The sequence below is a fragment of the Paraglaciecola sp. genome, assembly GCF_051252315.1.
Classification (GTDB): domain Bacteria; phylum Pseudomonadota; class Gammaproteobacteria; order Enterobacterales; family Alteromonadaceae; genus Paraglaciecola.
This window is the reverse complement of the sequence record NZ_JBPOFP010000124.1, coordinates 1-12189: the sequence shown is the minus strand read 5'-3', so window position 1 is coordinate 12189 and position 12189 is coordinate 1. Positions and strand designations below refer to the sequence as shown.

Here is a 12189-nt window from a genome sequence, read left to right as displayed (position 1 = left end):
GCGATTGTACGCACTACGCCACCACCAAGTTGTTGCTGCACTTCTAGGGTCAAACCTTGCAAATCACCTTCAGTGATCTGCAATGCGTCATATACTTTTGGAACCGAATCTTGTGGAAACTCGATGTCCACAACGGCGCCAATTATTTGGACGACCTTACCTTGACTCATGTTAATTCCTCTTAAATTCTAAAACCTTTGCCTGAATTTATTTACAAACTAGACTGCTGACGCGCCACTCACTATCTCACTAATTTCTTGTGTGATAGCTGCTTGACGAGCTTTGTTGTATACCAATTGCAAGTCGTCAATTAAGTCGCCTGCGTTATCGGTTGCAGCTTTCATAGCTACCATTCGAGCAGCTTGCTCGGATGCGCCGTTTTCAACGACACCTTGGTATACTTGAGATTCAATGAAACGAACCAAAAGCAAATCTAAGATCGGCTTAGGGTCAGGTTCGTAAATGTAATCCCAACGATGTTGTAATGTTTGTTCTTCAGATTTTGGCAAAGGCAACAATTGATCGATCTGCGGCTCTTGCGCCATGGTATTTACAAACTTATTAAATACCAAATATAAACGGTCTATTTTGCCATCGTTAAATGCATCCAACATGATACGTACCAAACCGATGATTTCATCAACAGTTGGCGCATCACCTAAACCAGATTCAGCGGCAAGTACATTGCCTCCAAAACGGTTGAAGAATGCTACTGACTTAGCACCTAATGCTGCAAAATCAGTTTCGACACCTTGTTCTTGCCATTTTTGCGCTTCTTTAGCGACCATTTTGAATTCGTTAGTGTTTAAACCACCACACAATCCACGGTCTGTAGAAATCACAATATAACCAACGCGTTTTACTTCACGTTCTTCCAAATAAGGATGGCGATATTCAAGGTTAGCGTTTGCCAGGTGACCGATCACGTTACGAATATTCTCAGCGTATGGACGGCTTGAAGCCATACGATCTTGCGCCTTTTTCATTTTAGACGCTGCAACCATTTCCATAGCACTGGTGATCTTCTGAGTATTTTTAATACTGCCGATCTTACCTTTTATCTCTTTACCGCTAGCCATAAACTCTATCTCCGATTATTCAACATAATGGCCACCTTGCTTTTATAAATAAAAACTCAGCAGCCTAATTGATTACCACGTTTGTGTAGCTTTAAATTTAGTTAAAGCTTCGCTTAGTGTGGCTTCAATTTCTTTGTCGAAATTACCTGTTGTATTGATAGTGTTCATTAGCTCGCTGTATTCACTGTTCATAAAGGAATGAGCAGACGCTTCAAAGTCTAGAATTTTATCTAGCGCAACGTCTTTCAAGAAACCTTTTTCAACAGCAAATAATGAAACACCCATGTCTGCAACCGATAAAGGTGCATACTGGTTTTGTTTCATCAATTCTACAACACGCTCACCGTGTTCAAGTTGCTCACGAGTCGCTTCATCAAGGTCAGATGCGAATTGCGAGAATGCCGCTAATTCACGATACTGAGCTAGGGCTAGACGAATACCGCCACCCAATTTCTTGATGATTTTAGTCTGTGCAGCACCACCAACACGTGATACCGAAATACCAGCGTTTACAGCAGGACGAATACCGGCGTTAAACAAATCAGATTCTAAGAAAATCTGACCATCGGTAATCGAAATTACGTTAGTAGGTACGAATGCAGAAACGTCACCAGCTTGGGTTTCGATAATAGGTAATGCAGTTAAAGAACCTGTTTTACCTGTTACTTCACCTTTAGTGTAAGCTTCAACATATTTATCATTTACACGTGCAGCACGTTCTAGAAGACGCGAGTGAAGATAGAAAACATCTCCTGGATACGCTTCACGACCTGGCGGACGACGTAATAATAGTGAGATTTGACGATATGCAACGGCTTGCTTAGACAAGTCATCATATACGATCAATGCATCTTCACCACGGTCACGGAAATACTCACCCATAGTACAACCAGAGTAAGGTGCCAAGTATTGTAATGCTGCTGATTCTGAAGCAGAAGCTGCAACAACAATGGTATTAGCCAATGCGCCATGCTCTTCTAATTTACGTACTACGTTAGCAATGGTTGAAGCCTTTTGGCCAACCGCTACGTATACACATTTAACACCAGAATCTTTTTGATTGATGATTGCATCAATCGCTAATGCTGTTTTACCCGTTTGACGGTCACCGATAACCAATTCACGTTGACCACGACCAACTGGGATCATGGCATCAACTGATTTATAACCAGTTTGAATGGGTTGATCTACCGATTGACGTTCGATAACGCCAGGGGCAATTTTTTCTACAGGTTCAAAACCGTCAGCATCGATAGCCCCTTTACCATCGATAGGTGCACCTAGTGTGTTTACAACACGACCAAGTAGGTTACGACCTACTGGTACTTCTAAGATACGACCTGAAGATTTTACTTTTACGCCTTCTTGTAAGTCAGCGTAAGGACCCATAACTACCGCACCTACAGAGTCGCGCTCTAAGTTCAATGCGATAGCGTAACGACTACCTGGAAGCTCGATCATTTCACCTTGCATTACATCTGCAAGGCCATGGATACGGATAATACCGTCGGTTACACCAACAATAGTTCCTTCATTACGAGCTTCACTTACTACTTCGAACTTCTCAATACGTTGTTTGATTAGTTCTGCAATTTCAGTGGAATTCAGTTGCATGCTCTTTTCCCCGTTATGCTTGTAACGCGTCTGATAGACGGTTTAATTTACTTCGAAGTGAACCGTCAATAACTGTGTCACCGGCTTTAATTAATACACCAGCAACCAATTCAGGATCCACGCTACAATTCAGCTTAACTTTTCGTGCAAGACGTTTTTCAAGAGATTTACCTAAAGCTGTTTGTTGTGTTTTATTAAGTTTGACAGCTGAAGTAATATCAACATCAATCTCTTTATCAAAATCAGCCTTAAGCTGATTAAACAACACAGATATATCAGGTAACGCTTGTAAACGTCTATTATCTGCCAAAACCTTAATTAGATTTTGACCATGTTGGTCGAGTTGTTCACCACACACACCGATAAATATTTCGGCTAGTTTTTCTGAAGCAACAGAGCCCGTTAAAAAAGATTTAACAGTTGCATCTTTAGTAACTTCAGCAGCAAAAAACAACATTTCTTGCCATTGTGTAATGGTTTTGTTCTCAACCGCGTAATCGAACGCAGCTTGCGCGTAAGGGCGAGCGATAGTAGTCAATTCAGACATAGCTCATCTACCCCTTATAGCTCAGCGACAAGTTTTTCAACTATGTCACTTTGTGCCGCAGCATCAATTTCTCTATCAAGGATCTTTTCAGCACCAGCAATCGCAAGAGCAGCTACTTGTTTACGTAACTCTTCTTTAGTGCGATTTCTTTCTGCTTCGATCTCTGAATAACCCTGAGCAATGATTTTTTCACGCTCTGAGTGACCACGTTGCGTTTCTTCATCAACAATTGTTGATCCACGCTTTTTGGCTTGCTCGATAATATCGGCTGCTTGCGCTTTCGCTTCTTTAAGCTGAACGTCTGCATCTGCTTGAGCAAGTTCGAGAGCTTTCTCGCCTTCCTCAGAAGCTGCTAAACCGTCAGCGATTTTCTTTTGGCGTTCTTCAATAGCACCGATGATAGGCGGCCATACATACTTCATACAAAAAAGCACAAAGAATATAAATGCTATTAATTCACCAAGTAGAGTGGCATTGATGTTCAAGACCGCTACTCCTCTTTAATAGTTCGTTAAAAGAAATGGTGACTATTACTGAGCACCAAGTACGAACAACATATAAAGAGCGATCGCAACACCGATCATCGCGATAGCATCGATAAGACCCGCTACGATGAACATTTTAGTTTGTAATTGGTTTGAAAGCTCTGGCTGACGAGCAGCTGATTCCAAAAATTTACCACCTAAAAGACCGAAACCAATAGCTGGTCCCAATGCACATAGTCCAATCAGAATACCAACTGCGATATATAGATTACCTAAGATTTCCATAGATTTTCACCTTGTGTTTAAAGTTAAAGTTAAAAAATAAAACGTTTTGAAACTAGTTTTGAGGCATCCTGCCTACTTGCTAAAAATTTACTTTTTAGCAATATATTCGTATTTACTATTAGTGTTTTTCACTAGCCAAACTCAAATATACGATGGTTAACATCATAAAAATGAAAGCTTGTAATGGAATGACTAATAAGTGAAATGCAGCCCAAATAAAGTGCAATGGCAACTGCCATAAACCCATAGTGCCTGCAATAAGAATAAATATAAGTTCACCAGCGTATAAGTTACCAAACAAACGTAAGGCAAGAGATAATGGCTTGGCTAATAACGCAACCACTTCAAGAATGAAGTTGAACCAATATAACCATGGTGTATTAAAAGGGTGAGCGTAAAGTTCTTTTAAGAAACCGCCTACACCTTTGATCTTAATTGAATAATAAATCATTAAGACAAATACACCCAAAGAAAGAGCCAATGTCATGTTTAAGTCAGTAGTAGGCACTACTTTCATGTAAACATGCGCAGGATCGTGACCAAGTTGACCACCAACAAATTGAGCAAATGAAGGTAAAAAGTCTACTGGGATTAAATCCATTAGGTTCATCAAAAGAACCCAAACAAAAATAGTTAAAGCTAAAGGCGCTATCAATGGGCTTTTACCATGATACGTCCCTTTAACTGTGTCGTTTACAAATTCGACAACCAATTCTACACAAGCCTGCCATTTACCAGGCACACCAACAGTTGCTTTTTTAGCAACCGCTCGAAAGCTTAATATAAAGACAAAACCCAACACTATTGACCAAGCTAAAGTATCTACGTGAAAAGTCCAAAAACCTTCACCTACCGAAGCATTAGTTAAATGGTGTTGAATATAGCTGCTGATAGTGAGTTCACCACTAGATCCTGCCATTTTACCATCCACAATTTTAAAGTTAAAAATCTGTATAGAATATCGTTGCTAGATAATGTTTATCGAGTAACGCGATTCAAAAATATTATTATTGGCCACTGAGCCATCAAAGTTACGACATATGTAATTAACAAAGTTAATGGTTGTAGGTTTTGCCACCTATAAACAAAAACAAATAAAACTATCGTAAATAAAAATTTAAGCTTACTTCCCTTATTGAAACTCCGCACTACTAGCTTAATTCGGCTAGCACCGGTATATCTGAATACTAAGAAAGCAAACACTGCTCCTGGTAATACACATATCAAACCACCGTAAAGGGCTGATAATCCATCATATTTCCCAAAATAAACCGTAAAAAAAATGGCTAAAACTGTGGCAACTAGACTTTGAATAAAAAGTACTTTTTTAGCCAACAATCTGCCTTGTTGAGCCAAGCTAGTTGCCAATTGATCCCTCGATGTATTTAAACCTTACGAAAAGCGCCGAAAAGTATACTTAACTTACTAGGATTTACAACACAAAAGGTGAATTTGTAGTGACTTACGAAAAATTAACGAGTTATCGACAAGCCTTTATTCTTAAAGGCACCAGCTAATTGTTAATTTTTTGATCTAGTAAGTTATTAATTAACATATATTTAAAATATCTAGTAATAAAAACAATCACTTTTTACTTAATATGACTGAGTATTCCATCTAGCTGATCTAAATCAGAAAAATTAATCACCAATTTTCCTTTTCCTTTGGCGTTATGAGCAATCACAACAGGGGCACCTAAGTTTTCAGATAACTCAGTTTGTAAGCGCTGAACATCAGGATCTTGTTTCGTTTCTGGCTTATCTTTAACAGGTTCAAGAATACGACGAACTAAGTTTTCAGTGTCTCGAACTGTTAATCCTTTTCCAGATACTGTTTGAGCAGCTTCCGTTTGAGCATCACCTTCAAGTGCTAATAAAGCACGGGCATGACCCATTTCTATATCACCGTATTCAAGCAGTAACTTCACATCTTCATTTAGGTTATTTAAGCGTAAAAGGTTTGAAACAGTTGTTCGAGATTTACCAACAGCTGTGGCAACTTCTTGGTGAGTTAATTCAAATTCAACCATGAGACGATCAAGTGCTTGAGCTTCTTCCATGGCATTTAGGTCTTCTCGTTGTATATTTTCAATTAGCGCTATTGCAACGGCTGATTCATCAGGTACATCTTTTACCAGACAAGGAATAACATCCAATTGAGCAATCTGTGAAGCACGCCAGCGTCTCTCACCTGCAATAATTTCAAATTTAAGTTCAGATACTTGTCGTACTACTATGGGTTGAATAATACCTTGAGAACGAATAGAAGATGCGAGATCTTCTAACGCTTCTGGAGACATGTCTTTTCGAGGTTGATATTTTCCAGGCTGTAAAAACTCTACCGGGATTTTACGCAACTCGCCCTGTTGTTCAGGTGTATCAGACTCAGTACTGGACGGTTTTTCCTTTTGACTAGTTGCCAATAGCGCATCTAAACCTCGACCTAAACCTCGTTTTTTTGCAGACATGTTTTCCTCTGTATTCAAATTTTTGTTCTTAATTAAATTTTAGTAACTGGCTCTTTTGAATTTAACTTTTCTTACTGCGTCTCAGTATTTCACCTGCCAATGCTAAGTAGGCTTTTGCACCTGTTGAAGACTTATCATAATACATAGCAGGAGATCCAAAGCTTGGCGCTTCAGCTAATCGCACGTTTCTAGGAATAACAGTTCTATAAACCTGTTCACCAAAATGTCGTTTGAGTTGCTCGGAAACATCATTAGCTAAACGATTACGCGGGTCATACATAGTCCGTAAAACCCCTTCAATTTTTAATTGGGGATTCACCACTGAAGCTAATTTTTTAATTGTGTCCATTAATGCCGTTAAGCCTTCTAGAGCGTAATATTCACATTGCATTGGAACTAAAACCGAGTCTGCTGCTGCCATAGCATTAACAGTGAGTTGGTTTAAAGACGGCGGGCAATCAATAAATATGAAGTCATAATAGTTTTTAACAGGCTCCAGAGCGTTTCGTAAACGAACTTCACGAGCAAATACTTCCATGAGTTTAATTTCAGCAGCAGTTATATCACTATTGCCGGCAATCAAATCATATTTACCTGACGTTTCTTTAATCAAAACGTCTTCGACTGGTTTTTCTTCTATTAATAATTCGTAACAGGTATTTTCAACACTGTACTTATCGACACCGCTACCCATAGTAGCATTGCCCTGAGGATCTAGATCTATGAGTAATACTTTGCGTTTTGTTGCAGCCATAGAAGCAGCAACGTTAACAGCAGTGGTGGTTTTGCCCACACCACCTTTTTGATTAGCAATTGCAATGATTTTACCCAAAATAGTCATCCAAATTGTTGATCTATAAATTAAACATCAGAAAAGATATGAGCATTATGAATAATTAAACACTCTAAAAATAGCTTTTAACCTACAGATTATTTTTTAATTTTGACAATATGACGTTCACCGTCAAGATTAGGAACGTCTAATTTAATTGTTTCTTGTACACTAAATCCTGTAGGTAGTTGTTTTATCTCTTCTACTGGAAGTTGGCCTTTTAATGCCAAGAAAGTGCCTTGAGAATCTACCAGATGTTGGCACCAGTGCAACATATCTTTTAATGAAGCAAACGCACGACTTAACACACCATCCAATTTCACTTCAGGTGTAAATTCTTCTACACGAGATTGTACAGGCTGAATATTTTGAATTTTTAAGTCAAACGCCACTTGTTTCATAAAACGAACTCGTTTACCTAAACTGTCTAGCAAAACAAAATGTTTGTCAGGGCACATGATAGCTAATGGTATACCGGGTAAACCTGGTCCAGTGCCAACATCTATGTATTGAGTTTTATCTAAATATGGCGCTACCACTATTGAATCGACAATGTGCTTAATGATCATTTCTTGGGGATCACGTACTGACGTTAAGTTATAAGCTTTATTCCACTTGTGCATCATCAACACGTATTGTACTAGTTTGTGTTGTTGTTGCTCAGACACTTCTAAATCACATGATTTTAAACTCGTTTGTAAAACAGCTAACAAAGATGATTCAAGCATTACACAGACACTTTTTTCTGTGGTTGACTAGTGCCTACCAACAAACCATGTTTTTTCAAATATACCAATAACAAAGATACTGCCGCTGGTGTGATACCCGATATTCTGCCCGCCTTACCAATTGTCTCAGGCCTAGCATCTGTTAATTTAGCCACGACTTCATTACTTAAACCTGAAATTTGGCTAAAATCAAAATCCATAGGGATTAACGTATTTTCATTACGCTGAGTTTTGGCTATTTCATCTTTTTGACGTTCGATATAACCCGCGTATTTAATTTGAATTTCAACTTGTTCTGCTGCTTGTTTATTATCGATTGCAGGACCAATATCACCAATAGTCATTAACTTTTGATAGGTCATTTCCGGTCTTCGAATCAGATCTTCTAAAGAATTTTCTTTAGTGACTGGATTTTTTAATACTGTATTTAATTCATCGACTGTTTCGTGTTTTGGGTGGATCCAAGTAGATTTAAGACGTTGTCTTTCTAATTCAATCGCTTCAATTTTTTCATTAAATGCCTGCCAACGTTCGTCACAGACTAGCCCAATATCACGGCCTTTACTGGTTAATCTAATATCAGCATTGTCTTCACGTAACAATAATCGGTATTCAGCTCGACTGGTAAACATGCGATAAGGTTCTTTCGTTCCCATGGTCGCCAGATCATCGATCAATACACCAATGTAAGCTTCATCTCTGCGTAATATAAATTCATCTTTTTGCTGAACTTGTAAAGCAGCATTAGCCCCGGCTAATAACCCCTGTGCACCAGCTTCTTCATACCCTGTTGTGCCATTTATTTGTCCAGCAAAGAAAAGTCCATTAATAAATTTGGTTTCTAAAGTTTGTTTTAGATCCCTTGGATCAAAAAAGTCATATTCGATCGCATAACCTGGTCGAATAATATGTGCTTTTTCGAATCCTTTAATAGATTGTATGAAGTTCATTTGTACATCAAAAGGTAAACTTGTTGAGATTCCATTTGGGTACACTTCAATGCTATTTAGCCCTTCTGGTTCAACGAATATTTGATGTGAGTCTTTGTCTGCAAATCGGTGTATTTTGTCTTCTATAGATGGACAATAACGTGGTCCTATTCCTTCAATAACCCCAGTGTACATAGGAGATCTGTCTAATCCACCTCGAATGATATCGTGCGTATTTTTATTAGTATAAGTGATGTAACAAGGAACTTGTTCAGGATGGTCACTTGCTTGTCCTAAAAAAGAAAACACTGGTATTGGTGTGTCACTATGTTGTATTTGCATTACATCAAAATTGAGTGTGCGAGCATCTAGTCTTGCCGGTGTTCCGGTTTTTAAGCGATCAACTCTAAAAGGTAATGCACGTAAACGATCTGCAAGTGCGATCGAAGGAGGATCGCCAGCACGGCCTCCTTTATAATTTTCTAGGCCAATATGTATGGTTCCACCTAAAAAGGTTCCTACAGTTATTACAACGGCTTTAGCACGAAATTTAAGGCCCATCTGTGTAACAACACCAACAACTTGATCTTGTTCTACGATCAGATCATCACAAGATTGCTGAAATAAAGTTAAATTAGGTTGGTTTTCAATGATTTTTCGGATTTCTGTACGATATAGCGCTCGGTCGGCTTGAGCTCTTGTTGCTCTAACTGCTGGGCCTTTACTTGAGTTTAATGTTCGAAATTGGATACCACCTTTATCTGTAGCAATGGCCATTGCTCCACCTAAAGCATCAATTTCTCTAACTAGATGGCCTTTACCAATCCCACCAATAGCGGGGTTACAAGACATTTGGCCTAAGGTTTCAATATTGTGTGTTAACAAAAGAGTATTTACACCCATGCGTGCAGACGCTAAGGCAGCTTCTGTACCTGCATGCCCACCACCGACAACGATGACATCAAATTCTTGTTGGTAAAACATATAATTCCTCTAGAGCTAACGATCAATAAATCCCAAATAAAATGGGGCGCATATTCTATATGTTATTTGCTATAAGTAAAATGGTTAAAAATTATTCAATTGCTGATCATTGATCGCTCTTATATATATATGATCTTTTAGATCTTTATTTATTACTATTACTATTAAGCACGCCAAGATCTGTTGATAACCAAATATAATGCAATTAAATCAATTAGATAGAGTTTATGTTAGCTTGTTAATAAAGTTTGATCTATTCGGTATAAAGTGAGTATAAATGCTTGTTTTATCCACAGGAGTGTATTTTCTAAATATTGTTAAGTGGATATAAATAAATTATACCTGACTTATACCTATGTTTATGCACATCCTTTTATATCTTTTGATCTAACTGTGTGTAACTTGTGATCAAAAACGAAATTTTATTTGTTAGATCCTGATCTTTAAGAAAAAGATCTGAATTATTTTATTTTTTAGATCTTATCCACTTTTGTTTAATTAGCATTTAAAAATTAATTTACTATTTTGATGTTTAACAGATATTTTGAATAAATTGATGTGTGGTAGCGCCTAAATCATATTAAAAATATGTCTAAAGCCTACTTAATTTATGACAGATTTTTCAAATTTATGTGATAAATGTATGACCTAACAAAGTTTTAATAAGCTATTTTGTATAAATAGTTATGATGCAAAATAGTTTTTTATAAAGCTTATTTTACCTGGTTTGGACGATAACCTGTTGTTGATGTGTTTGTTTGTGTTGTTTGTACTTCTGGCTGTGCTGGAATGATTTCTTTACGTCTACTAGGGCCAGAAAACTTAACTTTATAAGTGTCGTATTCTTTGATTGATTCGAAACAGTAGCGGCCTATAGCATTTTCTAATTCCACTAAGTTGTGATTGGTAATTAAAATACAATTTTTATGATTGGCGAGTCTTTGTCTTAATACATTTCCTAACCAGCTCTGGGCATTCTTTTTAAGCATGGTTTCGTTAACACATACTTCATCAAGAATGAGTAAATCTACGTTTAATAGTTCTTCATTAATTTCTCGATACTTTTGTCCAGCATTGTCCAGTGCGCTGAAGTCATAGGAAAATAAGCGCATATCAAGAATGCTTGAAAGTTGTCGGTATAATACCGATATCTCGTATTTTTCTATTAATTCATGGGCTATAGCGCCCGCAGTATGAGATTTTCCGCGACCATAATCACCGTAAAAAATCATCATATGTGCACCACTTCTTCGCCAAGCCATATCTTCATGGGCGGCAATAAATGATTTAGCGTAACTTACTGCTTCGATTACATCTTGGCTATCTTCAATTAGATTCTCAAAAGTCCATTTTGAATTTAAGTCAGAGCGACCTTGAATATCATGAATGCGTTGTTTTCTACCATCTTTTTGCAGTTGTTGAATATCACGATTGGCTAATGCTTCATATTCTGTGCGCAAATCGGCGTAGTCAGTATAATTATCAGGGACATGTTTACGACCGAGTGTTTTGCCTAATTTTTGGATTTTGTCTTTAATACTATCCACTATAAATATCCCATGATGAATTAATCTGCTGAGCTTTTTGTCTGATTACCGTATTTGGCCACTAGATTTTTTATATTATCGTCTGCTTCTATTCCGGCTTTGGTCTGTACAATTTGTTGACCCACTTTTTGTACCGGTTTAAATCCATGAGCTAAACGTATTTTTTTAAGGTTAAATACAAATTTTTGGGTCCATTGGTACTCGGTGAATTGAGATTCAGGTCGACCCAACCAATAAGCAATAAAATCACCTAGTTCATTTTCAGTATAATCGTGATCTATGATACCGGTTAATTTAGATAAATCACCGACCAGTTTTTGGTTAGGTAACCAATCTAGGGTCATTTTATGCCAATTTAAATGTAGTTTCGCATACTCATCTACCTTCATCATGCTTAAAGGTAAGTTTAAGATTTTTCCATTGAAGCTATGATTGAGTTCAACTTCTTCAATAAAGTTAACTAGCCCTACGTTTAATAACTCTTTGATTAAGCTATTTATTTGCCTGCCTAGGTTAAATTTTTGTTCTTTACTGTTGAGTAGTGATATTAGCTGTTTGTAATTAAGTGCAGAAATATGTCCGGTTTTATCATCAACGTTAGGTTTTAAACCAAGTAAGTATAACGTACGAGCATCGTTACTTAGTGGTTGGAGTAGGGCGGTTTGTTCTGCTTGATTAATATGCATTAGCGC

The 12189-nt window shown here is 37.6% G+C and carries 13 protein-coding genes and 1 pseudogene; all 14 read right to left on the bottom strand.

Annotated features, from left to right (window positions below; genetic code table 11):
• A pseudogene (locus ACSHXM_RS18290) lies at positions 1-170 on the bottom strand (F0F1 ATP synthase subunit beta); the annotation flags it as partial.
• A gap of 48 nt (positions 171-218) precedes the next feature.
• Positions 219-1079: a F0F1 ATP synthase subunit gamma gene (gene atpG, locus ACSHXM_RS18285; RefSeq protein WP_435691172.1), complete on the bottom strand. Its 861-nt coding sequence runs from the start codon at positions 1077-1079 to the stop codon at positions 219-221.
• A 72-nt stretch (positions 1080-1151) separates the two neighbouring features.
• Positions 1152-2693 (bottom strand): F0F1 ATP synthase subunit alpha, encoded by a 1542-nt coding sequence (atpA, locus tag ACSHXM_RS18280; RefSeq protein WP_435691170.1) that lies wholly within the window; start codon positions 2691-2693, stop codon positions 1152-1154.
• Positions 2694-2706: 13 nt separating this feature from the next.
• Complete coding sequence (gene atpH, locus ACSHXM_RS18275) at positions 2707-3240, bottom strand: F0F1 ATP synthase subunit delta (RefSeq protein ID WP_435691168.1); 534 nt, start codon at positions 3238-3240, stop codon at positions 2707-2709.
• A 14-nt stretch (positions 3241-3254) separates the two neighbouring features.
• Complete coding sequence (atpF, locus tag ACSHXM_RS18270; protein WP_435691166.1) at positions 3255-3725, bottom strand: F0F1 ATP synthase subunit B; 471 nt, start codon at positions 3723-3725, stop codon at positions 3255-3257.
• A 45-nt stretch (positions 3726-3770) separates the two neighbouring features.
• Complete coding sequence (gene atpE / locus ACSHXM_RS18265) at positions 3771-4010, bottom strand: F0F1 ATP synthase subunit C (protein ID WP_235310747.1); 240 nt, start codon at positions 4008-4010, stop codon at positions 3771-3773.
• Positions 4011-4128: 118 nt separating this feature from the next.
• Positions 4129-4929: a F0F1 ATP synthase subunit A gene (gene atpB, locus ACSHXM_RS18260; protein WP_435691163.1), complete on the bottom strand. Its 801-nt coding sequence runs from the start codon at positions 4927-4929 to the stop codon at positions 4129-4131.
• A 59-nt stretch (positions 4930-4988) separates the two neighbouring features.
• Positions 4989-5366 (bottom strand): ATP synthase subunit I, encoded by a 378-nt coding sequence (locus tag ACSHXM_RS18255; RefSeq protein ID WP_435691161.1) that lies wholly within the window; start codon positions 5364-5366, stop codon positions 4989-4991.
• 235 nt (positions 5367-5601) lie between these two features.
• The gene (locus ACSHXM_RS18250; protein ID WP_435691159.1) at positions 5602-6477 is read right to left on the bottom strand and encodes a ParB/RepB/Spo0J family partition protein; all 876 of its coding nucleotides are present in this window, start codon (positions 6475-6477) and stop codon (positions 5602-5604) included.
• A gap of 61 nt (positions 6478-6538) precedes the next feature.
• The gene (locus ACSHXM_RS18245) at positions 6539-7309 is read right to left on the bottom strand and encodes a ParA family protein (RefSeq protein ID WP_435691157.1); all 771 of its coding nucleotides are present in this window, start codon (positions 7307-7309) and stop codon (positions 6539-6541) included.
• A 98-nt stretch (positions 7310-7407) separates the two neighbouring features.
• Positions 7408-8037, bottom strand: coding sequence for a 16S rRNA (guanine(527)-N(7))-methyltransferase RsmG (rsmG, locus tag ACSHXM_RS18240; RefSeq protein WP_435691155.1), 630 nt, complete (start codon positions 8035-8037; stop codon positions 7408-7410).
• Positions 8037-9950 (bottom strand): tRNA uridine-5-carboxymethylaminomethyl(34) synthesis enzyme MnmG, encoded by a 1914-nt coding sequence (mnmG, locus tag ACSHXM_RS18235; protein WP_435691153.1) that lies wholly within the window; start codon positions 9948-9950, stop codon positions 8037-8039. The genes rsmG and mnmG overlap by 1 nt, the downstream gene beginning before the upstream one ends.
• Positions 9951-10663: 713 nt before the next feature.
• Positions 10664-11497, bottom strand: coding sequence for an ATP-binding protein (locus tag ACSHXM_RS18230; protein ID WP_435691151.1), 834 nt, complete (start codon positions 11495-11497; stop codon positions 10664-10666).
• A 20-nt stretch (positions 11498-11517) separates the two neighbouring features.
• On the bottom strand, positions 11518-12183 hold the full coding sequence (locus ACSHXM_RS18225) for a DnaT-like ssDNA-binding domain-containing protein (RefSeq protein ID WP_435691175.1): 666 nt from the start codon (positions 12181-12183) through the stop codon (positions 11518-11520).
• Positions 12184-12189 lie beyond the last annotated feature (6 nt).

Bases quoted from the DNA above. Each gene is read 5' to 3' on its own strand.
- atpE (WP_235310747.1), bottom strand. From the start codon at position 4,010: ATGGAAATCTTAGGTAATCTATATATCGCAGTTGGTATTCTGATTGGA.
- atpG (WP_435691172.1), bottom strand. From the start codon at position 1,079: ATGGCTAGCGGTAAAGAGATAAAAGGTAAGATCGGCAGTATTAAAAAT.
- rsmG (WP_435691155.1), bottom strand. From the start codon at position 8,037: ATGCTTGAATCATCTTTGTTAGCTGTTTTACAAACGAGTTTAAAATCA.
- mnmG (WP_435691153.1), bottom strand. From the start codon at position 9,950: ATGTTTTACCAACAAGAATTTGATGTCATCGTTGTCGGTGGTGGGCAT.
- atpH (WP_435691168.1), bottom strand. From the start codon at position 3,240: ATGTCTGAATTGACTACTATCGCTCGCCCTTACGCGCAAGCTGCGTTC.
- atpA (WP_435691170.1), bottom strand. From the start codon at position 2,693: ATGCAACTGAATTCCACTGAAATTGCAGAACTAATCAAACAACGTATT.
- atpB (WP_435691163.1), bottom strand. From the start codon at position 4,929: ATGGCAGGATCTAGTGGTGAACTCACTATCAGCAGCTATATTCAACAC.
- ACSHXM_RS18250 (WP_435691159.1), bottom strand. From the start codon at position 6,477: ATGTCTGCAAAAAAACGAGGTTTAGGTCGAGGTTTAGATGCGCTATTG.
- ACSHXM_RS18225 (WP_435691175.1), bottom strand. From the start codon at position 12,183: ATGCATATTAATCAAGCAGAACAAACCGCCCTACTCCAACCACTAAGT.